Origin of the sequence: Haematobacter missouriensis (assembly GCF_000740775.1) — a bacterium.
Taxonomy (GTDB): domain Bacteria; phylum Pseudomonadota; class Alphaproteobacteria; order Rhodobacterales; family Rhodobacteraceae; genus Haematobacter; species Haematobacter missouriensis.
The window spans coordinates 1-22,302 of the sequence record NZ_JFGS01000001.1; the positions used below are offsets into that span (position 1 = coordinate 1).

Below are 22,302 nucleotides of genomic sequence, written 5' to 3' on the forward strand. Positions count from 1 at the left end.
TATCCCGGCTGAGAAGATTTCCCGAACCATCTCTGTCGAGAGATGCCGTGCACGATCGCACTGAAGGCCGCGCTGGATGCTGCCAAGGCTGCCTTGTCGTTCGCTCCAATGCCCAATTGCCCGATCCTGACCACTCAGGATGGTGGCCGGATGACTTGTCGCTGCATCGCAGAGATCATGCTGAAAGGGCACCAACGCCTCGGATTGGAGGCCCATGATCTCCATGCAATGCGCCATCGCGGCATCATGGAGCTGGCTTGGGCGGGCTGCGACGATGATGAGATCATGTCCTACTCCGGCCATGCCACGAAGCGATGGTCATCAAGTATGCCGGGGAAGCGCGCCAGATCATGCGCGCTCGTCAGGCGAGGGAGAAACACCAATGACTGCTAACGGAACAGGACCGGAACGTGAAACTGATAACCGGAGTGATAACCGCTTGACGCCCCCGCTCGAAAAACCTAATCAAACCACGGCTCCGGCGGGTTGGCGGAGAGGTTACGCAGCGGATTGCAAATCCGTGAAGACCGGTTCGATTCCGGTACCCGCCTCCAGAAATTTCCAATAAATGGCTGCCTCGTGCGCGCTGTTTACGGTTTCACGCCGGACACCCTTTGGCGAGGATCGTGTCTGTTGATCTGGTCTAATTTTCCGGATGGCCTAGAGCCTGATCAGGCGGCTTGGGTTGTGATGGTGAGAATGGGGTCTGCTCCTTGTCGATCTGGGCGAAGGTTCTCGACCATCAATCTAGCGGCTGACTGTCTGCCATTCGATATTCTGTTCGAAGAGGACAGCGCCGATCAGGCGCATGATTGAGGCTTCGTCGGAGAAGATGCCCACGACATCGGCGCGGTGCTTCATCTCTTTATTCAATCTTTCTAATTGGTTGGTAGATAGCAGCTTCGTGTGGGTCTGGCGAGGGAAGGCATGTAGGCCAGCACGTCGTGCTCGCTGGCGTTCATGAGATCGGCCAGCTTGGGTCAGCGCGGGCAGAAGTGTTCCGCCACCTTTTGCCAGGGTTTCGCCGGCGGGGTCCGATTGGCTGATCGAAAGCCTGCCGGACCGCGGCGGCGGTAGGCCGGCCGCGACAGCGCTGCCAAGGGGCTTCGAACACCCGAGAGATCGCCGCGCCCTGAGTGAACATGGGCCCAATGCTCGGTCACCGCCGCATGGTGAATGCTCAGCCCAAATAGGCCCCGATTTCAGCAGGCACCAGTCGGCGTTCAAAAGCCGGCCTGCGGCCGCGCGCGACCGCCACTTGCCAATAGACGAAAAGAATGGCGGCCCCGACAGGATTCGAACCTGTGACCTACCGCTTAGGAGGCGGTCGCTCTATCCCCTGAGCTACGGGGCCGTGTGGTGGTTGTCGCGGAAAATGGCGGCCTGCGCAACCCCGTGGAGCGGGGGTCAGCGCGCTGGCCTGATCGTGTCGCCGCGCAGGAGTTTTGGCGTCAGTTCGATCCGCACACCGGAAAGTCCGGTGGCGATGATTTCGGCGGCCTTCTCGCCGATTTCCCGACGACCGGCATCCATTGTGGCGAGACGGCAGGGAAGCCCTTGCAGCAGCTCCACTCCATTGAACCCCGCGAGCCCGATGCGATTGGGCACGTCAAAGCCCTTTTCCAGACACCAAAGCAGACCGCCCGCGCCAATCATGTCATTCGAATAATACAGAAAATCTATATCCGGTGTCCGACTCATGATTGCCTCGGTCATCTCCCTGCCTTTCAGCAGGGCGGAGCCGCCAGAGTAGAATTCCCGATCCGCCAGCGCGAGACCTGATTGCGCCAGCGCCTCCTCAAATCCCTCCATCCGCTTCCGCGCGCGATGGTCATAGGGCATTTTGGTTCCCAGAAAGCCGATGCGGCGATAGCCCGATGCGATGATGGCCTCGGCCGTTTCCCGCCCCGCGCGCCGGTGGGAGATGCCGACGACGGAGTCCATCGGCTCACCGTCAACGTCCATGATCTCCACAATCGGAACGCCCGAATTGACCAGCATGGCGCGGGCAGCGGGGCTGTGCTCTATCCCGGCGACGATAACGCCGGATGGTCGCCATGAGAGCATTTCGTAGAGCACGCCCTCCTCCCGTTCGTCGGAATAGTCGGTAACGCCCATCACGGGTTGCAGCGGTGTGCCGACGAGCCGGTCTGAGATCCCCGACAGCACTTCAGGAAACACCATGTTGGAGAGGGAAGGGATCACGACGGAGACAAGATTGACCCTTTGGGAGGCTAATGCGCCCGCAATGCGGTTGGGCACATATCCCAGCGCGCGGGCGGCGGCGCGGACCTTTGCGCGGGTTGCTTCGGATACGTCCCCCCGGTCGCGCAGCACGCGGCTCACCGTCATTTCGCTGACCCCGGAGGCTTCGGACACGTCCCGTAGCGTCAGGGGGCGGCGATTTTCCGGGGGCGGGTTGGTCTCTGACACGGGGTAAGCTCTCCTCTATCCTGCATCTTTACTCCCCCAGTGTGTTTTCTCCAAGTAGGCAACCGCGTGGGCTCGCGACCCGACGTTCCGCGATGGCCGCCCCTCTCGCCCTGCCGGTTTTCGTGGTCTACACTATGATCCGCTTCTGGGAGGAACGACATGTCATCAGCCTACGACCACTTTCTTGACCGAGGCCCGGCCAACCATCAGGCGCTTACGCCGATCTCCTTTCTGGAGCGTGCGGCGGCGGTTTATCCGGACAGGCTGGCCGTGGTGAACGGTGGATTCAGGCTCACCTATGACGCGCTGTGGAAGCGTTGTCGCCGCCTTGCTTCCGCGCTGGCGCGGCGTGGGATCGGGCGCAGCGATACGGTGAGCGTGTTGCTCCCCAACGTGCCGCCCATGGTCGAGGCGCATTTCGGTGTGCCGATGACGCGGGGAGTGCTGCATTCGATCAACACCCGCCTCGACGCGGCGATCATCGCCTTCCAGCTGGACCATGCGGAGTCGAAGGTTCTTATTGTGGACCGGGAGTTCGCCGACGTCGCGCGCGAGGCGCTGGCGATGGCGCAGGTCGATCCGCTGGTCATCTGCTATGACGATCCCGATTTTCCGGAGGATGGTCCCTATGCCAAGGGCCCGGCCATCGGCGAAATCGATTATGAGGCGTTTCTCGCCGAAGGGTCGGAGGCGTTCGAATGGCTTCGGCCGCAGGACGAGTGGGACGCCATCGCGCTCAACTACACTTCCGGCACGACGGGCAATCCCAAGGGTGCCGTTTATCACCACCGGGGCGCGGCGCTCATGGCCTATGCGAACACGATCCACGCGGAGATGGGGCGCCATCCTGTCTATCTGTGGACGCTGCCGATGTTCCACTGCAACGGCTGGTGCTTCCCTTGGACGCTGGCCATTCAGGGCGGCACGCATGTCTGCCTGCGATGGGTGCGGGCAAAGGCGATGTACGACGCGATCGCCGATCTTGGCGTGACGCATCTGTGCGGGGCGCCGATCCTCATGGCGACGCTGGTGAACGCGCGGCCGGAGGAGCGACGGGATCTGCCCGGCACGGTGCGGTTCAACGTCGCCGGCGCGCCTCCGCCCGAGGCGGTGATCGCCAGTATGGCGGAGGTGGGCTTTGCCGTCACGCATATCTACGGGCTGACGGAAACCTACGGGCCTTCGGTGGTCAACGAATGGCACGACGACTGGGATGCGCTGCCCGCTGCCGGCCAGGCGGCGCGAAAGGCGCGTCAGGGCGTGCGGTACCTGGCGCTGGAGGGGCTGTCGGTCCGCGATCCCCAGACGATGGAGCCGGTGCCCACCGATGGCGAGACATTGGGCGAGGTGATGTTCCGCGGCAATATCGTCATGAAGGGATATCTGAAGAACCCCCATGCGACGGAGGAGTCCTTCGCGGGCGGATGGTTCCATTCCGGGGATCTCGGCGTCATGCACCCGGACGGCTATGTGCAGCTCAAGGACCGGTCGAAGGACATCATCATTTCGGGCGGGGAGAATATTTCCTCCATCGAGGTGGAGAACGTTCTCTATGCCCATCCCGCGGTGATGGTGTGCGCCGTGATCGCACATCCCTCCGAGAAGTGGGGCGAGACGCCCGCTGCCTATGTGGAGCTGAAAACGGGTCAGACGGCGACGGAGCAGGAGATGCTCGACTGGTGCCGCCAGCACCTTGCGCGGTTCAAATGCCCAAGCGTGGTGATCTTCACCGACATCCCCCGCACCTCGACAGGCAAGGTGCAGAAGTTCAGGCTGCGGGAGCAGGCGAAGGTGGCGTGACCTCGTAAAGCTCCAGCGGCAGCCCGTCCGGGTCGCGGAAGAAGGTAAAGCGGGCGCCGGTGATGCCGTCGATGCGGATGGGTTCGCATACCACGCCAGCCGCGCTCAGGCGGTTCACGGCCTCGCCGATGTCCTCAGTCGCAAAGGCGAGGTGGCGCAGACCCTGCGCCTCCGGCCGGTCGGGGCGGGGCGGGGCGCCGGGAAAGGAGAAAAGCTCGATCTGTCCGCCACCCGGCAGGGCGAGGTCGAGTTTCCAGGACTGCCGCTCCGTCCGCCATGTTTCCGCGATGACGCTCAGCCCCAGCACCTCCGTGTAGAACGCGCGGGACAGGGCGTAATCGGCGCAGATGATGGCGACGTGGTGAAAGGAACGGATCATGCCGCCTGCCGCCCGCTCCGCGCGAGCCAGATCAGCGCCCCGCCTGCGAGCAGCAGGAAGGGAAGCATGGCAAGGTTCACCGCGCTCCAGCCTCCGGCCGCATTGCCTGCGCCGGTGCAGTTCATCAGCCCGCCCGAGAACAGCGAGGCCATCGTCACGCCGCCGAACACCAGAAGATCGTTCAGCCCCTGCACGCGGCCCCGCTCCTCCGGCCTGTGGGAACGGGTGAGCAGCGCCGTGGCGCCGATGAAGCCGAAGTTCCAGCCCACGCCCAGCAGGATCAGCGCCCCGAAGAAATGCGGCAGCGTCACCCCCGTCAGCGCCACCAGGCCGGCCCCGGTCAGGATTGCCAGCCCCGTGCCGATGATCGGTATGACCCCGAAGCGCGCGATCAGCGTTCCGGTGAAGAAGGACGGCACGAACATCGCCAGCACATGCGCGGTGATGATCCCCGACACTTCCCGTTGGCCGAAGCCGCAACCGATGACCGCCAGCGGGGTGGACGTCATCACGAGGTTCATCAACGCATAGGAAACCATGCCGCAGATCATGGCGACCACGATGGAGGGATTGCGCAACAGCTCGCGCATCGGTCTGCCACCCTCCGCTGCCTTGCGAGGTGGCGGCATGTCGAGAAAGGCGAACAGCAGCGACCCGGCAAGGTTCAGCACAACGATGACCAGATAGGATGCGACGAATGGCACGACCAGCCCGAAGGCCGTCAGCGTCACAAGCTGCGGGCCGACGATCGCGCCTACAAGACCCGCCGCCATGACGCGGGAAATGGCGCGCGCCCGGTCGGCCTCTGCGCCTTCGTCAGCAGCGGCGAAGCGGTAGAAGCCCTGCGCCGACTGGTAGATGCCACTGAAGTACCCGCCCAGAACCAGCAGCCAGAAGGAGGATGCCCAGAGAGCCAACGCCGCCAGCGCCGCACCCACAGCCCCCGCCATCGCGCCCAGCACGAACCCCGCGGTCCGCCCCCGCCGCTGCATGAACGGCGAGAGCCAAGGCGCCGTGGTCATGGAGCCGAACACCATGGCAGAGATCGGAAGCGTGGCCCAGCAAGGGTTGCGGGCAAGGCTTTGCCCGGCGAGCCCCGCCATGGCGAAGATCATCGGCATCTGCGAGCCGAGGATCGCCTGCGCCGCGATGAGCAGGCGCACGTTCCGGCGGATGCGGGGAGAGGTCGTGTCGGCCATGGATGATCCTTGTTTGTCCAATGCGTAGTCCCGGTCCTCGCTAAAGGGAAGGTGGCTTGCGGAGGCCGAAGGCTCCGGCCATGATCGTCCCATGGACGATATCCGTGACATAGGCAGGCTCATCCTCATCGAGGATGACGTGGCGGAAGGGGCGGAATGGCTTGCCCTTCGTGATCCTCGCTTTGCGCGCGCGCTGGACCTGACGGGGCCGCTGCCTCTCCGACGGCGGACGGACGGGTTTCTGCCGCTCCTGGACGCCATCGTCAGCCAGCAGGTGAGCGTGGCGGCGGGGGATGCCATCATGGCCCGCCTCACCGCTGCCGGGCTGGTCACGCCGGAAACCATTCTGCTGGCCGATGACGACGCGCTCCGGGGGGCGGGCCTGTCGCGACAGAAGGCGCGCTATGCTCGCGCGCTGGCGGAGGCGGCGATCGACTTCGACCTGCTGCGGGATGCCCCGCTGGAGGAGGTGGTCGCCACCCTCGTCGCCGTGCCCGGTATCGGCCGCTGGACGGCGGAGATCTATGCGATGTTCGCGCTTGGCCGCGCCGATGTCTTTGCGCCCGGCGATCTCGCCCTGCAGGAAGCCGCCCGGTTGCTGTTCGAGATGGAGAGCCGCCCCTCGGAAAAGGAACTGCGCCGCATGTCCGAGGATTGGTCGCCCTGGCGGGGAGTTGCGGCCCGCCTGCTCTGGGCCTACTACCGGGTGGTCAAGCAGAGGGAGGGTATCAGATGACGCGCGATCTTGAATTCGGTCGGAAGGCCGCGCGTTCGGGCAAGGCGAAAAGCCTTGTGGTCTTTCTGCACGGCTATGGCGCGGATGGTGCCGATCTGCTGGGGCTGGCAGAGCCGCTCGGCCCGCATCTGCCCGATACCGTGTTCGTCGCGCCCAACGCGCCGGAGCGGTCGCTTGGCAACCCTTTCGGCTACCAGTGGTTTCCCATTCCCCGGCTCGACGGCTCTCCTGAGGAGGTCGCGCGCGCGAGCTTCGAGGCCGCTGTGGCCGATCTCGATGCTTTTCTGGATGCGAGGCTCGCTGAGGAGGGGCTTTCCGCCTCTGCGATGGCGCTGGTCGGCTTTTCGCAGGGCACGATGATGAGCCTGCACGTCGCGCCCCGGCGCAAGGTGCAGATGGCGGGCGTGGTCGGCTTCTCCGGCAGGCTTCTCCAGCCCGAGCGTCTTGCTGCCGAAACGGTCAGCCGGCCGCCCGTTTTGCTCGTCCATGGCGACCGGGACGAGATGGTTCCCTATGAGGACATGGCCCGCGCCGCCGACGCCCTGACCCATGCGGAGTTCGAGGTCTATACCCATACCTCTCCCGGGGTGGGGCACGGGATCGCGCCCGATGGCCTGTCCGTCGCCATGCAGTTCCTCCGCAACGTGCTTCCCGTCTGAGCCTGCCGGGGACCGCCGCCGGGCGATCGGCGCGGAAAGCCCGGACTGGAAAGCCGCGCTCGGAAAGCGCGTCACGCAACTGTCACCGTTTGCTGGCATTTCTTTGGCGAACCCACCGCATCGCGGGGCTTGCCTGATGCAAAACGCCAGATATAGTGACGGTGTCGGGGCGGTGCTCCTGCCTCCCCAAACCGGCTCTGCCCGGTGCTCCGCAGCAGGGAGTGTGGCGCGTATGGATGGCGATTTCAGGACAAGTTTCGTGCGGGAGCCCGCGTCGCTCAGGCATTTCCCGGCGCTGGTTCTGAATGCCGACTACCGCCCGCTATCCTACTATCCTCTCTCGCTCTGGCCCTGGCAGGAAGCGGTGAAGGCGGTGTTCCTCGACAGGGTGTCCATCGTCGCGGAATACGACCAGACAGTGCGGAGCCAAAGGGCGCAGTTCCGAATACCCTCCGTCGTGGTGCTGAAAGAATTCGTCAAACCTCAGAAGCGCGTGGCTTTCACGCGCTTCAATCTTTTTCTGAGGGACGAATTCTGTTGTCAGTATTGCGGCTCGCGCGGGGATTTGACCTTCGATCACGTGGTTCCCCGCTCCCGTGGCGGGGTAACGAGTTGGGAAAACGTGGTGGCCGCCTGTTCCCCCTGCAATCTGCGCAAGGGCAACAAGTCGCTCAAACAGGCTGGAATGCGCCTTACCCGTCCGCCGAAACCGCCGACGGCGGACGAAATGCACAACCACGGCCGGCGTTTCCCGCCGAACCACCTTCACGAGACGTGGATGGACTTCTTATACTGGGATGCCGAACTGGACGCATAAGACGTCTGGCCGACCAGACACAGGGACATCATGACAGACACTTTCTTTCAGCCGGTCTCCGGCATGAGCCTGCCGCGCTTTGCCGGTGTGCCGACCTTCATGCGCCTGCCGTACGTAACACCGGACCATCCCCGTCATTCGGATGTCGATATCGGTTTCATCGGCCTGCCGTGGGACGGAGGCACCTCCAACCGCCCCGGGGCGCGGCACGGGCCACGGCAGGTGCGTGACGCCTCGACCATGATCCGGGCGCAGCATCCTGTCACCGGCTTTCGCCCGTTCGAAGCCCGCAACTGCGCCGATCTGGGCGATGTCGGTCCGAATCCCGTTGATACGACCGACACGCTCGCACGCATCACGGAGGCCATCTCCCGGCTGCGCACCGCGGACATCCGGCCGATTTCGGTGGGCGGGGATCATCTCTGCACACTGCCGGTGCTTCGCGCGCTTGCGGTGGAAGGGCCCCTTGGCCTCGTGCATTTCGACAGCCATACCGACCTCTATCCGCCCTATTTCGGCGGACGTGCCCTGACCCATGGCAACCCTTTCCGTGTGGCGGTGGAGGAGGGGCTTCTGGATCCGCGGCGAATGGTGCAGATCGGCATCCGGGGCACCTGCTATGACAGTGATGACATCGACTTTGCCCGTGCGAACGGCATCCGCATCATCCGGATCGAAGAATTCTTTGCCCGCGGCATTCCCGATGTCATGGCGGAGGCGCGGAGCATTGTGGGCGAGGAGCCGACTTATCTCTCCTATGACATCGATTTTGTCGATCCGACCTTCGCCCCGGGCACCGGGACGCCCGAAGTGGGTGGCCCGAACGCATTTCAGGCGCTTTCCGTCCTGCGGGAACTGAAGGGGCTGACTTTCGCGGGCGCCGACCTTGTCGAAGTTTCGCCGCCGTTCGACCAGTCGGGCGGGACGGCATGGCTCGCGGCCTCGCTTCTTTTCGAGATCCTCTGCGTGATGGCCGAATAGGACCGGTCGGTATCCCCACTTTCCATTAACCGCATGAATGCTACAGTCCGACTCGGAAATCGTTGGGGGAGGCGGTTTTTTCATCGTGCGATCGCAAAGGAAGAAAATGGTTTCGCGTATCATCCCGGTTGATCCATTCGACCTCGTGGTTTTCGGTGGAACGGGTGATCTCGCCCGTCGAAAGATCTTCCCCTCGCTTTATCGCCGCTTCGTGGATGGTCAGATGCCGGAAGGTGCACGGGTGATCGGCGCCGCGCGCTCCTCCATGACGGAGGATGAGTTCCGCAGCTTTGCCCGCGAGGCCATTCTTGAATTCGTGAATGGGGCGAAAAGCAATGCGGATGCGCTGGACCGGTTCATCGCCCACTTGTCCTATGTGCCCATCGACGCGACGGGGGAGGAGGGATGGGAGGAACTGGCGAGCCGGATACGCCCGGGCGTCGTCCATGCCTTCTACTTCTCCGTCGCGCCCAGCCTGTTCGGTGCGCTGGCGGAGCGGTTGCACAACCACGGAATCGCTGATCGTGACAGCCGCATCGTGGTGGAAAAGCCCTTCGGTCATGACCTGTCCACCGCGAGGGCGCTGAACGCTGTTCTCGCCCGGCATTTCGATGAGGGCCAGATCTACCGGATCGACCACTATCTGGGCAAGGAAACGGTGCAGAACCTTATGGCCGTCCGTTTCGCCAACATTCTGTTCGAGCCGCTGTGGAACGCCCACTATGTCGACCACGTGCAGATCACCGTGGCGGAGACGGTCGGGGTCGCGGGGCGTGCAGGCTATTACGATGATGCGGGTGCCATGCGGGACATGGTGCAGAACCACATGATGCAGCTCCTCTGCCTTATCGCAATGGAGCCGCCCTATCACTTTGACCCCGACGCTGTGCGGGATGAGAAGCTGAAGGTGATCCGCGCATTGGATCCGGTGGGATCGGAGGATATCGTTCGTGGGCAGTATACCGCGGCCAGCGGTATGGCGAGCTATCTTCAGGATATTCAGGCTCCCTCCAGCCGGACGGAGACCTTCATCGCGCTGCGCTGCCGGATCTCCAACTGGCGTTGGAAGGGCACACCTTTCTACCTCCGCACCGGCAAGCGGTTGCGGGCCCGAACGTCGGAAATCGCGGTCGTCTTCAAGGAGCCGCCGCATTCGCTTTTCGACGAGGCCGAAGGCTGGCGTGCGAACACGCTGGTCATCCGTCTGCAACCGAATGAGGGCATCACGCTTGAGGTGATGATCAAGGAACCGGGGCCGGGCGGAATGCGTCTGGTTCAGGTTCCGCTCGACATGTCTTTTGCCGAGGCGCTGGGGGAGGAGGGTACCGATATGCCCGATGCCTACGAGCGGCTCATCATGGATGTGATCCGGGGCAATCAGACGCTGTTCATGCGCGGGGATGAGGTTGAGGCCGCCTGGGCCTGGGCCGACCCGGTCCTTGCGGCGGTGGAAGGGCGCGGCGACCGCCCGAACCTGTATGATCCCGGCACCAGCGGACCGGAAGAGGCGCTGATGCTCATGCATCGAGATGGGCGCCGCTGGCGCGAAATGCGCACGGGCTGACCATGCCGCAAGGAGGACGAGTTGGATTTCATCGACTATCCCGACCGCGCCCAATGGGCTGCCGGTGCTGCTGAGGCCATCGCCGCCGATCTGGAGGCCGCGCTTGAAACACAGGATCGCGTCACGCTGGCCGTGCCGGGGGGAACGACGCCCGGCCCGGTCTTTGACCTGCTGTCCGCGGTACCCCTGGACTGGTCGAGGGTGACTGTCCTGCCCACGGACGAACGTCAGGTACCCGAGGACTCCGATCGCTCCAACGCGCGGCTGATCCGGAAGCGGCTGCTCACCGGCCCCGCCAGTTCGGCCGGTTTCCAACCGCTTTGGGGCGAGGATGCGGAAACCGTACTGGAAGCCGTCAACGCACTTCTTCCCATTGACGTGCTGCTGCTCGGCATGGGGGCGGACCTGCATGTCGCCTCGCTGTTTCCGGGGGCAGAAGGGTTGGAGGCCGCGTTTGCGGTCGATGCCCCGCCGGTGGTGGAAATTCGGGCCGCAACTGCCGGCGAGCCGCGGGTGAGCCTGTCGGCTCAGGTCCTGACGGATGCGCGGCAGGCGCATCTGCTCATTGCGGGCGATGACAAACGGAAGGCCCTGCGGGGCCTGCCCTATGGCGGATCAGCGGGGGCAGGCGCGCTGAAGGTGCCCGTCGCCCTTGTGCTGGACCGCGCCCGCATTCACTGGTCGGAGTAAACTATGACAATTTGGAAAGAGCTTTCCGCCTATCGGGAAAGTCACGAAGACCGTACGATTCTGTCGCTGCTGACCGATGAAAGGGTGGAGGAATTCTCCATCCGCCTGGGCGACCTTCTTTTCGACTATTCGAAGACGAACCTCGACCATGAGGGGCGGGACCTGCTTCTGAAGCTTGCGCGCGAAACCGGCGTCATGGACCGACGGGAAGCGATGTTCCGCGGGGACAAGATCAACGAAACCGAAGACCGCGCTGTCCTGCATACCGCGCTCCGCGATCTCGACCGGGAGGTTGTGGTTGACGGACAGGACGTGATGCCCGAGGTGCGGGAAACGCTGGACAGAATGTGCCGCTTTGCCGAGCATGTGCGATCCGGGCGCTTCCGTGTGGCAGGCCGCCGGGTGACGGATGTGGTCAACATCGGTATCGGCGGCTCCGATCTTGGTCCCGCGATGGCGACGATCGCTCTCCGGCCCTATCACACAGGGCCACGGGTGCATTTCGTCTCCAACGTCGATGGCGCGCATATCCATGATACGCTGGATGCGCTCGACCCGCATTCGACCTTGTTTATCGTCGCGTCCAAGACCTTCACGACCCAGGAGACGATGGCCAACGCGGAGGCCGCACGCCGGTGGCTTTCAGGGACGGTGTTGGAACCGGCAGGCCATTTCGTGGCGCTGTCCTCCTCGCTGGAAAAGACCTGCGCCTTCGGTATCCCGGAGGAGCGTGTCTTTGGCTTTGAGGATTGGGTGGGCGGGCGCTACTCGATGTGGGGGCCGATCGGGCTCAGCCTGATGATCGCCATCGGCAGCGAGAATTTCCGGCGCTTTCTCGCCGGTGGTCAGTCGATGGACGAGCATTTCCGCACCGCGCCGCTGGTCGACAATATCCCTGTCATGCTGGCCTTGATCGGCATCTGGCATGCGCAGGTTTGCGGCTACGCAACCCGTGCCGTGCTGCCCTACGATCAGCGCCTGTCGCGACTGGCCGCCTACCTTCAGCAGCTCGATATGGAATCGAACGGCAAGCGGGTGCGTATGGATGGTTCGGATCTCACGGTGAACTCCGGCCCGATCGTCTGGGGGGAGCCGGGAACGAACGGGCAGCACGCCTTCTTCCAGCTCATCCACCAGGGAACGCGTATCGTGCCTTGCGAATTCCTGGTTGCGGCTGAGGGGCATGAGCCAGAGTACAGCTATCAGCACCAGCTTCTCATCTCAAACTGTCTTGCACAGGCGGAGGCGCTTGTCCGGGGGCGGAGTCTTGAGGAGGCGCGCGCAAAGGTGGCCGCGCAAGGGCTAAGTGGAGCGGAGCTGGAACGGCAGGCGCGCCATCGGGTATTCTTGGGCAATAGGCCTTCCACCACGCTGATCTATCGCCTGTTAACGCCCTTTGTCCTGGGTCAGATCATTGCGCTCTATGAGCATCGCGTTTTCGTGGAAGGGGTGATCCTGGGTATCAACAGTTTCGACCAATGGGGTGTGGAGCTGGGCAAGGAGCTTGCCGCGACTCTGGTGCCGGTGGTCCAGGGCAAACAGGGGGCGGAAAAACGTGACGCATCCACGCGGATGCTGGTGAACTACATTCGGGATTCTGCTCAATCCCACTGACCCAGCCAGTCCAGAACGCAAAAGGCGCCCGAGAGGCGCCTTTTTTGTCTTCAGAATGAGCCGTGTTCAGACTGCATCAACCGCGCCGGGCGCCGCGAGGGCTGCGGGCTTGCCATTGGAGAGCGGATCTTCCTGCCGCTGCACGGAGCCTTCGAAATGCGCGCCGGATTCGATGGCAATGGTCTTGTGGATGATGTCGCCTTCCACCCGCGCGGTGGAGGTCAGGCGGACCTTCAGGCCCCGGACCCGCCCGATCACCCGGCCGTTGATGACGATATCGTCCGCGACGATCTCCCCCTTGATCGTGGCTTGTTCCCCTACGGTCAGCAGATGAGCGCGGATGTCCCCCTCAACATTCGCTTCGACCTGAATGTCACCGCTCGTCTTGATGTTGCCCGTCACCGTCAGGTCCGAAGAGAGAACCGAGGCAGGAGGTTTGGCCTTGGGGGTCGTGCTTGCGTAGTCCATGCTGCCTTTCGCGACCGGAACATCTGCTGCGGGCTCTGTGGCCTTCGGTCCCGGTTCCTGAATCCTGCTCTTAGAAAACATCTTGTGCCGCCTTGATGTAGGTCATCGGGTTCACAGGGGTTCCGCCAACGCGCACCTCATAATGCAGGTGAGTGCCGGTCGAGCGTCCTGTACTGCCCATATCACCGATCCGGTCCCCGCGCGACACCTTTTGCCCGACTTTCACGCGGATTTTGGACATGTGTCCATAGCGGGTTTCCAAGCCGAAATCGTGCTGGATCTTGACCAGATTACCATAGCCGGACGCCCAGCCCGCAAAGGTGACGACCCCTTCGCCGGTGGAGAGAATGGGGCTCCCGTGTGCGCCGGCCATGTCCACGCCGTCATGCCGCGCGCGGCTCTTGCGGAACGGGTCGGAGCGTCCGCCAAAGCCGGAGCTGTAACGGAACGCAGTCTGGAGGGGGAGCGCGAAGGGCACCTTTTCCGCCGCCATGCGGTAGAGGTTGATCTGGTCCAGCGCGCCGAGCACATCATTGGCCCGCTCGGTATCCGCGTCGAGGGGAGAGCTTTTGGTGGAGATCCCCATCGGCACCAGCGGCCCGCCCTGGCCATTGTAGCCGCGCTTCACCTCTGTGATGACCTTGCTGGCCGAAAGTCCGACCGATTTGAACATCTTGTCCAGCGGTTCCATCGAAACGCTGACGGCCTCTTCCAGCCGCGCGAAGATCTGCTCATTGCGATCCTGCATCAGCCGTTTTTCAAGGGCGAGCATGTCCGCCTGCTGCTGGGCTTCCGTCGCTTGCTGGGAGAGCTTGTCCCGCTCCGAGGCGGTCGTGCTGAGCGCGGCGGTCAGGTAGTCGAGCGTGCGCCGCTCATCTTCGAGCCGGGCTGCGGTCAGACCCTCGTCCTGGTTCTGATCCACTTCCGTCTGAAGCAGGGCAAGCTGGGTGCGCGCATCGTCGCGCTCCGTAAGGGCCTTGCGCAGCGACTGGCGCACCACTTCAAGCCCGGTTTCCAGTTCCTTGCGGCGGTCTTCGGAAGACAGGAGCGCCGTCTGCATATCGGAGACACCGCCGAGAGCGACATTGAAACGCTCATGAGCCGCGGACGCTTCCGCCGCCCGCTGATCCCGTTCGTCCGACAGGTCGTTCAGCCGGGCTTCATAGATCATCTGCTCCCGTCGGGCCTGCTCTCGGACCCCGCCCGCTCCGATGGCGTCCATCACGAACACTGCAGAGGACAGGATCGTCCAGCCCACAACCAGGGTGGTCCCGGCAAGCAGAGCCGCCTGTGTCAGCGGGCGGAGGCGGATGAACCGCGTTTCCGTGTCCGATTTCAGGAAGACCCGTTTCTCGGGCAGGCGGCGCTCAAGCGCGGCATTCAGTCGGTTGGTCAGACGCCCCGTCACACTACTGTCCCGTATGTCGTTTTCAGTAAGGAGGGTGAAGGCCGCTTCCGGGGCTTCACATCCCCGGTCCTTACTGGCGATGGGACGGACGGGCAACAATCCCCGACATTTCATGGCGCCGTCTTGCCAAAGGGGGGTTATTCTCGGCGAAATCTTGCCGATTTCATTCTGGCATGCAGATTATCAGCAAATTGTTGCAGCAGAATCACTTGCTTCTAATGCAACTCCTGCGCGGCTTTCAGCACCTCCGCCGCGTGATCCGCGACCTTCACTTTCGGCCACACCCTTGCGACCTTTCCTCCGCCGTCGATCAGGAAGGTCGCCCGTGTCAGGCCCATGAAGGTGCGGCCATACATCTTCTTCTCGCCCCAGACCCCGTAGCGCTCCGCCGTGTCGCCCTCCGCATCGGAGGCCAGCAGCACGGAGAGGCCATGTTTCCGGGCGAACTTCTCATGCGCGGCGACAGGATCCTTGGAAATGGCGATGACCGTCGTCCCTGCCGTGTCGAAATCCGGCAGCAGCGCCGAGAAATCGAGCGCCTCCGTCGTACAGCCGGGTGTGTCGGCCTTGGGGTAGAAATACACGACCACCTTGCGCGGGCGCAGGGCCGAAAGCGTCACGCTGCTCCCGTCGCTCAGCGGCAAGGTGAAATCCGGGGCGGGCTGGCCAGCTTCGATCATGGCATTCTCCTGACGGGACCGATGCTAGCGTGGCTTTGCTGCAAGAGCTATCCGAAAGATGGAATGCGTGCTTGATCGTCCGACCGAATCGTCGCAAGGCAGACAGGCAAGGCTCCGGATTTCTCCATGAACGTGTTCTACGGCATCGGCCTCAAGATCGCCTCGGTGCTGCTCTTCATCGTGATGCTCGCGCTTGTCAAAGCCACTACGGAGCATGTGCCCACCGGGCAGATCGTGTTTTTCCGGTCCTTCTTCGCAGTCCTTGTCATCGTGATCTGGCTGGGCGCGACAAAGCAGCTCGGCATGGGCCTCCGCACGAAAAACCCTTTCGGGCATTTGTGGCGCGGCGTGATCGGCACTGCTTCCATGACGCTCAACTTCTGGTCGGCGGGCCTTCTGCCGCTGCCGGAGGTCACGGCGATCGGCTATGCCGCGCCCTTGCTGACCGTTGTTTTCGCCTCGCTCTTTCTGGGGGAGGTGGTGCGGGGGTTTCGCATCTCCTGTGTACTTCTCGGGCTGGCAGGCGTGCTGATCGTCCTGTCGCCGCGGCTTTCCGCCTTCGGGAGCGGCATGCTCTCGGAGCGGGAGACCGCGGGCGCCTTCATCGCGCTGGGAAGCGCCACCTGCGCGGCGCTGGTGCAGGTGCTGCTCCGGCGGCTGGTGGTGACGGAATCCGTCTCCGCCATCGTGTTCTATTTCTCGCTGTTTTCCACCCTGCTGTCGCTTTTGACCATTCCCGGGTGGGTGGTGCCGACGCGGACGGAGTTCTGGCTGCTCGTCATGGCGGGCCTGCTGGGCGGGGTCGCGCAGATCTTCATCACCACTGCCTATCGCTATGCCGATGCCTCGGTCGTGGCGCCGTTCGAATATGTCTCGATGATCTTCGCGCTGGCGATCGGGTACATGTTCTTCGGTGAAGTGCCCACGCTGACGATGCTCTGGGGGGCATCGCTGGTGGTCATGGCAGGGCTGCTCATCATATGGCGGGAGCGACAGCTTGGGCTTGAGCGCAAGCGTCAGCGGCAGGCCGCCACGCCGGCGGGCTGATAGGCCGCGGAAGCGTCTCTGCTGGGGAAGTCGCCCCCGGCTCTCCCCGAGAGATTTCGTCGGATAACGAACGATTCTTGCGCCAAAGCCGATCGCGATGCCGTCTTCGGGAGCTACCTGACAGGCTCCCTAAAAGCTCTGAAAATAAGGATTATCCGAGGAATCACGAGGAAAGCATGGGTTTCGAGCTGGATCTCCGCAGTTTGCGGACGATTTCCGCTCCGGCGCAGATTCGAAGGCCTTTTCCGCCGCTCTGCTAAAGGTCGAGCCAGATCGTCACCGGCCCCTCGTTGACCAGAGCTACCCGCATCTCTGCACCGAAGAGGCCTGTCTCAACCCGGATGCCCTCCGCGCGGATGCGGTCGGCCACGTGGAGATAGAGCGGCTCTGCCTCCTCCGGCGGTGCGGCGGGGGTGAAACCCGGACGGTTGCCGCGCGTATCAGCGCCGAGCGTGAACTGGCTCACCAACAACACCGAGCCGCCAGTGTCGCGAAGAGACAGGTTCATCTTGCCCGCGTCGTCCTCAAAGATGCGGAGCTTGACGATCTTGGCCGCCATCTGCTCAGCCTTCACCCGGTCATCCCCCCGCATCGCGCAGAGGAGGATGAGAAAACCGGGGCCGGTCCGCCCCACGACCTCTCCCGCAACGGTGACGGAGGCTTCGCTGACCCGCTGGACGACCGCTCTCATGCGCCGAAATATTGGGGAAAGGCGCGGGCGAGGTTGTCGCGCACCCGCTCAACCGGCGTGGCGCCGCTGGTGTCGGGCACGAACGTTTCCCCCGTGATGCGCTCGTAGGCGTCGATATAGACGCGGGAGGTCGCCTCGATCAGCTCTGCCGGAATCTCGGGAATCGGATCGGTGTAGGGGTCGACACGCTCCGCCACCCAGGCGCGTACGAAATCCTTGTCGAAGGAGGGTGGACGCTTGCCGCTGGCGAATGCCTCCTCGTAGCCCTCCGCCAGCCAGTAGCGGGAGCTGTCAGGTGTGTGGATTTCGTCGGCCAGCACGATGTTCTCGTCCTCGTCGAGACCGAATTCATATTTCGTATCGACGAGGATCAACCCGCGTTGCGCTGCGATCTCCTGCCCGCGGGCAAAGAGGCCGAGAGCATAGATGGACAGCGTTTCCCACTGTTCCGCTGTGAGCAGACCGCCCTCCACGATCTCCCTCGGGGTGAGGGGCGCGTCATGGCCGCCGTCGAACTCCTTGGAGGTGGGGGTCAGGATCGGCTTGGGCAATTTCTCATTGTCGCGCAGCCCGTCTGGGAAGCGGTGGCCATACATCTCCCGCTCGCCCTTCTTGTAGAGGGTGAGGATGGAGGTGCCCGTGGTGCCCGCCAGATAGCCACGCACGACCACTTCCACGGGCAGGATGGTGAGCCGTTTGCCGACCACTACGTTCGGATCGGGATAGGAGAGCACATGGTTCGGGCAGATGTCTGCCGTCTTCTCGAACCAGTAGCGCGCCGTCTGGGTCAGCACCTGGCCTTTCCACGGGATGCAGGCAAGGATCCGGTCAAAGGCCGACAGCCTGTCGGAGGAGATGATGATCCGCCTCCCGTCCGGCAGGTCGTAATTGTCGCGGACCTTGCCGAAATAGGGATGGGGGAGTTCGGGGAAACGGGCTTCGGCCAGAATGCGCATGGGCTCTCCGGGGGGCTGGGGCGATGCGCCGTGTTGCGGCGAATGGGCAGGGCTTGTCAATGGCGCAGGCGGTCAGCGCAACATGCCCTGCTGCTCCGCAAGCCACATGAACAGAAGGACAAGCAGAAGCGCCACGATCACCGCGCCGGCGATCTTCCATGGCGAATAGGGGCGCTGACCCTGCACCTCGCCGGTTTGGCCATTGACGACGAAGGTGAAGCTCCGCCCGCTGTATTTGTAGGCTGCGGTCCAGACGGGCAGCAGGATATGCTTGAAAGTCTCGCTCTGCGCATCGGTTCTGACAGCCTGTATCTGCTGCGCATCGCCTCCGATGTCGCGTCGGATGTCTCCCTCGATCACCGCATCCATCTTCTGCCTCGCCATCGCGTGGCCATCCTCCAGATCGACCGTGTAGCCTTCGGAGAAGAAACCGGCGAGATATTCCGGCGCATAAGGTTGGAGCGAGCCAAGGTTCCAGGGTTCCAGATCCTCTGCCTCCCGCCGGGGCAGGCTGGTGGAAGCGACGACCAGCACGTCGTCGAACTCCCGCGCGACGCGGCCCGCGACAGGCGTCCAGCGGATTTTCTGCACCGGCTGCTGTTGCTGCTGGGGACGGCCATCTACCATCACGGTGACGGTCTGATACTCGACATAGACAGTGCCGCGCAGGCCGCGATACTGGGTCTCCGTCCGCGCGTCGAAGGTCCAGTACGGGACGTATATCCCCGTGAGCCGTTTGTCCTTGCGTGCATATTGTCTGAGGCCGTTCGGCGCGAACCAGAGCGAGCCGAGCCAGCTCGTCATGAGGCTCAGCGCCCTTTCCTCCGTGATGGCAAAGGGCACGAGGGCCTGCGCCCGGAACAACTGCTCCATTGCCGGTTCGCCGACCAGCGCGGTAGCGCAGAAGGGGCAGGTGGTGGCGCGGAGGTTCGCGTCCACCTCGATCTTGGCACCGCAGTTGGGGCAGGCAAGGATCTGGATATGGTCCAGCGCATTGGGAAGCCGCCGTTCGATCGCCGCGCGGTAGTCGATCTCTGCCAGCGCGCGGCGCCGTTCGGCGGGGGTGGCGCCGGGAATGTCCTGCACATGCCCGCAATAGGGGCAGACGAGAGAGGTCTGCCCCGGTTGGAACACCAGATCGGCCCCGCAGGAGGAGCAGGGGAAATGGAGACCCTCGGGACGCGCGGCCACACCCTTTTCCGTCCCCGCGCTGCCCTGACGGGCGACGCGGGGGATATCGCTTGCCATTCTCGATCAGGCTCCGCCCGAGGGCGGCAGGGGCGGCGGCGGTGGAGGCGCGACCGTGAAAAGCTGTGCGAGCTCAGGGATTTCGCCTGCAGGCTTCCACCCATCCTGCCCTGCTGTCCAGACAAGGGTCTGTCTCGTCAGGCTGCCGTCGGCCGCCTGACGTCCGAGCGAGGCACGGGAAAACGGTCCCTTCGCTTCCCCGTCGATGGCGAGGTGCCACACCTTGTCCACGGGCGGCGGGGGAGGGGGCGGCGCGGCTTCGGCGGGCGCCATGCCCCAAGGCCCGCTCCGCGCCATGTTCATGCCCATCGCCATGCCAAGGCCGGCACCGATCCCGTCCCCCATGCCGCTTCCGGGGGTGCCGGCGGCGCGCGTCATCGCCTCGGCCGCAGAAAACTGCGTGTACGCGGCCAGATCGCCCTTCAGGATGCCCATGGAGGTCCGTTTGTCGAGCACCGCCTCCACCTCATCGGGGAGGGAGATATTCTCCACGTAAAGCTCGGGCAGCGTCAGGCCGTAGTTGGCAATGGTGGGGGCGATGGCTTCCGCCACGATACGACCGAGATCAGCGGCATTCGCCGCCATGTCCAGCACAGGGATGCGCGAAGACGCCACGGCGCGGGAGAACTCCTGCACGATGACATTGCGGATCTGGAAGGTGATTTCATCGGCTGTGAACTGACCGTCGGTGCCCACGATCTCCCGGATGAACTTCGCAGGATCGGTGACGCGGACGGAATAGGTGCCAAAGGCCCGGATACGCACCACACCGAATTCCGGGTCGCGACAGATGATCGGGTTCTTCGTTCCCCATTTCAGATCGTTGAACCGGGTGGTGTTGACGAAATAGACTTCCGAGAGGAACGGCGACTGGAACCCGTGGTCCCAGTGCTGGAGCGTGGTGAGGATCGGCAGGTTGTTGGTTTCCAGCATGTAGAGGCCGGGACCGAAGACATCGGCGATCTGCCCCTCATGCACGAACACCGCGGCCTGACCTTCCCTCACCGTGAGCTTCGCGCCGTATTTTATCGCATGGCCATAACGCTCGAAGCGCCAGACCATGGTATCGCGGGTATCATCCGTCCATGCGATGACGTCGATGAACTCGCCCTTGAGCAAGTTGAAAAGTGCCATGGGATGAGCGTCCCCCAAAACGTTTTCTGTAACCGTCCGTCGGGCGATACCCGGCCAGACCAACTATACCCTCCCGGGGGCGCCCCGTGCGAGATATTTACTCAGCTCGTAACCGCCGGCGGCTCCGCCTGCGATCTTTCAAAGAAATCCTTCAGTTTCTGCTCGGATTCGTTCGAAAGTGACGTGCGGATGATCTTGCCCTTCGCGCGGAACGGCTCGAGAGCGGTCATCACCTTGTCTGCTGTTGCAGAACGGATCAGCGCGAAAACGGCGGCGGTGCCGGGGGTCAGGGTCTCTCCGATCTCTTTCATGACCTTGTCGTCGATGCCTATGTCCGTGAATGCGCCGGAAAGCGCACCGGCACCGGCACCTACCGCCACTCCGAGGATCGGGTTGAGGAAGAGAACCCCTACCAGCAGACCCCAGAGCGAGCCCGTCGCCGCGCCGGCGGCAGTCATGTTGACGGCTTGATGCAGTTTGACCTTGCCGTTCTCGTCATGGGTGACCACGACGATGTCATCCATCTCCAGAAGATAATCCTTCTGCAGTTTGGCCAGCTCAGCCCGCAGTTCAAAGGCCGTCGCCTCGTCATTGAAGGCAACCACGATCAGATCGGACATTCGCTTCTCCTGCATTCATGAATATTCAGGAGAGAGGATGGTGCAACCATCGGCTTGGGCAAGCGTCGGATGGAGGCTGATTCCAAAAAGGCCCGCGAGGATCGCGGGCCTTTCGAATCATGCTGATGAAAGCGCTCAGCTCTCGTGACGGGGAAGCGCCTCGAGTTGCTCCTTGGTCATGGAGACGTAGACCCGGTAGGTATCTCCATCGACTTGCTTATGAACGTCCATCTCGTTGAAGGGCAGGGCGACAGGCTTTGCACCGATCCCCAGGAAGCCGCCGACATCGACGATCACCTGATCGATACGCCCGTCAGCGGCCATCACCAAGTCAGATACGGAGCCGACGTCGGTGTTGTGCGCGTCATAGACCTTCACGCCCTTGAGCTGATCCGCCGTGAGGCCTGCGGTTTCCACACGCTCATAGCCTTCGCTCGGCGTCATCCAACCTGTGTGTGCCGCTCCGGCGGCCGCTCCGGTTGCAGCCACGCCGGTTGCCGCAGCGCCCGTGGCGTTGGTCGCGGCATCCATATTGCTCATCCGCTCGGGACGTTGATATTCCGGGGCATTCTCCAGAACGTCGCGCGTTGCGGTGAAGACCAAGAAGTAATCGCTCGGGTTCTCGCCGTCGGGGATGATGCGGATGGCATCCATGTCCACAGCGACTGTGCGGGCACCGATGCCGAGGAAACCACCAACATCGACCAGTACGGCCTCAACCTGACCTTCGCGAGACAGCACAAGGTTATTGATGTTGCCGACATGGTGCCAGTCGCGCGAAAGTTCGGCCGAATTGGCGTTTACTTCCACTTCCACATCGCTGGTATAGAGCCGCTTGCCGATCAGATCGTCGGCATAGAGCGCCTCGGGCATGGCGGTTCCAAGGAACACGGCTTCCGCCTCGACAACCACCGGTGTGCCTCCGGCAGGCGCGGTCTGCGCGAGCGCCGGCATGGAGGTCATCGCAACGATGGCAGTGGTCACAAGGAATCTTTTCATGGAACGGTCCTTTCGTTGGGCATGTCCTGTGCGCAGGACTTACATTTGCCAAACGTCTGTGCAGTCGGGGCGTTCCAAGGAAAATTAAACAAAATCAAAGAGTTTTTGTGGAACGTTTTGCGGTTTCGAGCGTTCACGGGCAAATCGGGAGCGACCTGTTCAAATTTCCCTATCCCGAT

22 protein-coding genes, 2 tRNA genes and 1 pseudogene are annotated in these 22,302 nt (G+C 63.2%); 10 read left to right on the plus strand and 15 right to left on the minus strand.

Going from position 1 to position 22,302, the window contains the following annotated elements; all coding sequences use genetic code 11:
• Positions 1 to 225: hypothetical protein (locus tag CG51_RS20515; RefSeq protein WP_211254192.1), on the minus strand; the 225-nt coding region annotated here is incomplete at its 3' end.
• A 255-nt stretch (positions 226 to 480) separates the two neighbouring features.
• Between CG51_RS20515 and CG51_RS00010 the strand changes: the two genes are divergently transcribed.
• Positions 481 to 554: transfer RNA gene (locus CG51_RS00010), tRNA-Cys, on the plus strand.
• Positions 555 to 671: 117 nt separating this feature from the next.
• Here CG51_RS00010 and CG51_RS19320 read toward each other — a convergent pair.
• The 3 genes and pseudogenes from CG51_RS19320 to CG51_RS00020 all read right to left on the minus strand — a co-directional run.
• Positions 672 to 1,129, minus strand: a pseudogene (locus CG51_RS19320) (transposase); the annotation flags it as partial.
• Positions 1,130 to 1,278: 149 nt separating this feature from the next.
• Positions 1,279 to 1,354, minus strand: a tRNA-Arg gene (locus CG51_RS00015).
• Positions 1,355 to 1,407: 53 nt separating this feature from the next.
• Positions 1,408 to 2,433 carry a LacI family DNA-binding transcriptional regulator gene (locus tag CG51_RS00020; protein ID WP_035740623.1) on the minus strand — a complete coding sequence of 342 codons (1,026 nt, stop codon included), beginning with the start codon at positions 2,431 to 2,433 and terminating at the stop codon, positions 1,408 to 1,410.
• 159 nt (positions 2,434 to 2,592) lie between these two features.
• Here CG51_RS00020 and CG51_RS00025 point away from each other — a divergent pair, with 159 nt between their 5' ends.
• Positions 2,593 to 4,233, plus strand: coding sequence for an acyl-CoA synthetase (locus tag CG51_RS00025; RefSeq protein ID WP_035740624.1), 1,641 nt, complete (start codon positions 2,593 to 2,595; stop codon positions 4,231 to 4,233).
• Here CG51_RS00025 and gloA2 read toward each other — a convergent pair.
• Both gloA2 and CG51_RS00035 read right to left on the minus strand, forming a co-directional pair.
• Positions 4,202 to 4,612: an SMU1112c/YaeR family gloxylase I-like metalloprotein gene (gloA2, locus tag CG51_RS00030; RefSeq protein WP_035740625.1), complete on the minus strand. Its 411-nt coding sequence runs from the start codon at positions 4,610 to 4,612 to the stop codon at positions 4,202 to 4,204. The two genes, CG51_RS00025 and gloA2, sit on opposite strands and share 32 nt — an antisense overlap.
• A complete protein-coding gene (locus tag CG51_RS00035; protein ID WP_035740626.1) occupies positions 4,609 to 5,811 on the minus strand; it encodes an MFS transporter in 1,203 nt (400 codons plus the stop codon). The genes gloA2 and CG51_RS00035 overlap by 4 nt, the downstream gene beginning before the upstream one ends.
• A gap of 91 nt (positions 5,812 to 5,902) precedes the next feature.
• Between CG51_RS00035 and CG51_RS00040 the strand changes: the two genes are divergently transcribed.
• The 7 genes from CG51_RS00040 (at position 5,903) to pgi (ending at position 12,872) form a co-directional block, all read left to right on the plus strand.
• The gene (locus CG51_RS00040) at positions 5,903 to 6,547 is read left to right on the plus strand and encodes a DNA-3-methyladenine glycosylase family protein (protein WP_035740627.1); all 645 of its coding nucleotides are present in this window, start codon (positions 5,903 to 5,905) and stop codon (positions 6,545 to 6,547) included.
• Positions 6,544 to 7,206, plus strand: a complete 663-nt coding sequence (locus CG51_RS00045; RefSeq protein WP_035740628.1) for an alpha/beta hydrolase — start codon at positions 6,544 to 6,546, stop codon at positions 7,204 to 7,206. Before CG51_RS00040 ends, CG51_RS00045 begins: the two co-directional genes overlap by 4 nt.
• A 232-nt stretch (positions 7,207 to 7,438) precedes the next feature.
• Positions 7,439 to 8,023, plus strand: coding sequence for an HNH endonuclease (locus CG51_RS00050; protein WP_035740629.1), 585 nt, complete (start codon positions 7,439 to 7,441; stop codon positions 8,021 to 8,023).
• 30 nt (positions 8,024 to 8,053) lie between these two features.
• Positions 8,054 to 9,004, plus strand: coding sequence for an agmatinase (gene speB / locus CG51_RS00055; RefSeq protein ID WP_035740630.1), 951 nt, complete (start codon positions 8,054 to 8,056; stop codon positions 9,002 to 9,004).
• A 106-nt stretch (positions 9,005 to 9,110) separates the two neighbouring features.
• The gene (gene zwf, locus CG51_RS00060) at positions 9,111 to 10,568 is read left to right on the plus strand and encodes a glucose-6-phosphate dehydrogenase (RefSeq protein ID WP_035740631.1); all 1,458 of its coding nucleotides are present in this window, start codon (positions 9,111 to 9,113) and stop codon (positions 10,566 to 10,568) included.
• A 21-nt stretch (positions 10,569 to 10,589) separates the two neighbouring features.
• Entirely contained in the window at positions 10,590 to 11,258 is a 669-nt protein-coding gene (pgl, locus tag CG51_RS00065; protein ID WP_035740633.1) for a 6-phosphogluconolactonase, read from the plus strand.
• A 3-nt stretch (positions 11,259 to 11,261) separates the two neighbouring features.
• The gene (gene pgi / locus CG51_RS00070) at positions 11,262 to 12,872 is read left to right on the plus strand and encodes a glucose-6-phosphate isomerase (RefSeq protein WP_035740634.1); all 1,611 of its coding nucleotides are present in this window, start codon (positions 11,262 to 11,264) and stop codon (positions 12,870 to 12,872) included.
• A 66-nt stretch (positions 12,873 to 12,938) separates the two neighbouring features.
• Here the strand turns inward: pgi and CG51_RS00075 are convergent, their stop codons facing one another.
• The 3 genes from CG51_RS00075 to CG51_RS00085 all read right to left on the minus strand — a co-directional run bounded on the left by CG51_RS00075 (position 12,939) and on the right by CG51_RS00085 (position 15,428).
• Positions 12,939 to 13,421 (minus strand): bactofilin family protein, encoded by a 483-nt coding sequence (locus CG51_RS00075; protein WP_035740635.1) that lies wholly within the window; start codon positions 13,419 to 13,421, stop codon positions 12,939 to 12,941.
• A complete protein-coding gene (locus CG51_RS00080; protein ID WP_035740637.1) occupies positions 13,411 to 14,748 on the minus strand; it encodes a M23 family metallopeptidase in 1,338 nt (445 codons plus the stop codon). The genes CG51_RS00075 and CG51_RS00080 overlap by 11 nt, the downstream gene beginning before the upstream one ends.
• 215 nt (positions 14,749 to 14,963) lie before the next feature.
• On the minus strand, positions 14,964 to 15,428 hold the full coding sequence (locus tag CG51_RS00085) for a peroxiredoxin (RefSeq protein ID WP_035740639.1): 465 nt from the start codon (positions 15,426 to 15,428) through the stop codon (positions 14,964 to 14,966).
• 126 nt (positions 15,429 to 15,554) lie between these two features.
• Between CG51_RS00085 and CG51_RS00090 the strand changes: the two genes are divergently transcribed.
• Positions 15,555 to 16,475, plus strand: coding sequence for a DMT family transporter (locus tag CG51_RS00090; protein WP_051929942.1), 921 nt, complete (start codon positions 15,555 to 15,557; stop codon positions 16,473 to 16,475).
• A gap of 256 nt (positions 16,476 to 16,731) precedes the next feature.
• On the opposite strand, the gene dtd is transcribed toward CG51_RS00090, so the two are convergent.
• From dtd to CG51_RS00120, 6 genes are all read right to left on the minus strand, one after another.
• Positions 16,732 to 17,166 carry a D-aminoacyl-tRNA deacylase gene (gene dtd, locus CG51_RS00095; protein ID WP_035740643.1) on the minus strand — a complete coding sequence of 145 codons (435 nt, stop codon included), beginning with the start codon at positions 17,164 to 17,166 and terminating at the stop codon, positions 16,732 to 16,734.
• Positions 17,163 to 18,122 carry a phosphoribosylaminoimidazolesuccinocarboxamide synthase gene (locus tag CG51_RS00100; RefSeq protein ID WP_035740645.1) on the minus strand — a complete coding sequence of 320 codons (960 nt, stop codon included), beginning with the start codon at positions 18,120 to 18,122 and terminating at the stop codon, positions 17,163 to 17,165. The genes dtd and CG51_RS00100 overlap by 4 nt, the downstream gene beginning before the upstream one ends.
• A 72-nt stretch (positions 18,123 to 18,194) precedes the next feature.
• On the minus strand, positions 18,195 to 19,370 hold the full coding sequence (locus CG51_RS00105) for a TFIIB-type zinc ribbon-containing protein (RefSeq protein ID WP_233141366.1): 1,176 nt from the start codon (positions 19,368 to 19,370) through the stop codon (positions 18,195 to 18,197).
• A 6-nt stretch (positions 19,371 to 19,376) separates the two neighbouring features.
• Complete coding sequence (locus CG51_RS00110; RefSeq protein ID WP_035740647.1) at positions 19,377 to 20,504, minus strand: SPFH domain-containing protein; 1,128 nt, start codon at positions 20,502 to 20,504, stop codon at positions 19,377 to 19,379.
• 101 nt (positions 20,505 to 20,605) lie between these two features.
• Positions 20,606 to 21,124 carry a DUF1269 domain-containing protein gene (locus CG51_RS00115; protein WP_035740649.1) on the minus strand — a complete coding sequence of 173 codons (519 nt, stop codon included), beginning with the start codon at positions 21,122 to 21,124 and terminating at the stop codon, positions 20,606 to 20,608.
• 135 nt (positions 21,125 to 21,259) lie between these two features.
• Positions 21,260 to 22,123, minus strand: a complete 864-nt coding sequence (locus CG51_RS00120) for a PRC-barrel domain-containing protein (protein ID WP_035740651.1) — start codon at positions 22,121 to 22,123, stop codon at positions 21,260 to 21,262.
• Positions 22,124 to 22,302 lie beyond the last annotated feature (179 nt).

What these genes read in the sequence shown, in the direction of transcription:
- CG51_RS00025 (WP_035740624.1), top strand. Translation starts at nt 2,593, where the DNA reads ATGTCATCAGCCTACGACCACTTTCTTGACCGAGGCCCGGCCAACCAT.
- gloA2 (WP_035740625.1), bottom strand. Translation starts at nt 4,612, where the DNA reads ATGATCCGTTCCTTTCACCACGTCGCCATCATCTGCGCCGATTACGCC.
- CG51_RS00035 (WP_035740626.1), bottom strand. Translation starts at nt 5,811, where the DNA reads ATGGCCGACACGACCTCTCCCCGCATCCGCCGGAACGTGCGCCTGCTC.
- CG51_RS00040 (WP_035740627.1), top strand. Translation starts at nt 5,903, where the DNA reads ATGGACGATATCCGTGACATAGGCAGGCTCATCCTCATCGAGGATGAC.
- CG51_RS00045 (WP_035740628.1), top strand. Translation starts at nt 6,544, where the DNA reads ATGACGCGCGATCTTGAATTCGGTCGGAAGGCCGCGCGTTCGGGCAAG.
- CG51_RS00050 (WP_035740629.1), top strand. Translation starts at nt 7,439, where the DNA reads ATGGATGGCGATTTCAGGACAAGTTTCGTGCGGGAGCCCGCGTCGCTC.
- speB (WP_035740630.1), top strand. Translation starts at nt 8,054, where the DNA reads ATGACAGACACTTTCTTTCAGCCGGTCTCCGGCATGAGCCTGCCGCGC.
- zwf (WP_035740631.1), top strand. Translation starts at nt 9,111, where the DNA reads ATGGTTTCGCGTATCATCCCGGTTGATCCATTCGACCTCGTGGTTTTC.
- pgi (WP_035740634.1), top strand. Translation starts at nt 11,262, where the DNA reads ATGACAATTTGGAAAGAGCTTTCCGCCTATCGGGAAAGTCACGAAGAC.
- CG51_RS00075 (WP_035740635.1), bottom strand. Translation starts at nt 13,421, where the DNA reads ATGTTTTCTAAGAGCAGGATTCAGGAACCGGGACCGAAGGCCACAGAG.
- CG51_RS00085 (WP_035740639.1), bottom strand. Translation starts at nt 15,428, where the DNA reads ATGATCGAAGCTGGCCAGCCCGCCCCGGATTTCACCTTGCCGCTGAGC.
- CG51_RS00090 (WP_051929942.1), top strand. Translation starts at nt 15,555, where the DNA reads ATGAACGTGTTCTACGGCATCGGCCTCAAGATCGCCTCGGTGCTGCTC.
- dtd (WP_035740643.1), bottom strand. Translation starts at nt 17,166, where the DNA reads ATGAGAGCGGTCGTCCAGCGGGTCAGCGAAGCCTCCGTCACCGTTGCG.
- CG51_RS00100 (WP_035740645.1), bottom strand. Translation starts at nt 18,122, where the DNA reads ATGCGCATTCTGGCCGAAGCCCGTTTCCCCGAACTCCCCCATCCCTAT.
- CG51_RS00105 (WP_233141366.1), bottom strand. Translation starts at nt 19,370, where the DNA reads ATGGCAAGCGATATCCCCCGCGTCGCCCGTCAGGGCAGCGCGGGGACG.
- CG51_RS00110 (WP_035740647.1), bottom strand. Translation starts at nt 20,504, where the DNA reads ATGGCACTTTTCAACTTGCTCAAGGGCGAGTTCATCGACGTCATCGCA.
- CG51_RS00115 (WP_035740649.1), bottom strand. Translation starts at nt 21,124, where the DNA reads ATGTCCGATCTGATCGTGGTTGCCTTCAATGACGAGGCGACGGCCTTT.
- CG51_RS00120 (WP_035740651.1), bottom strand. Translation starts at nt 22,123, where the DNA reads ATGAAAAGATTCCTTGTGACCACTGCCATCGTTGCGATGACCTCCATG.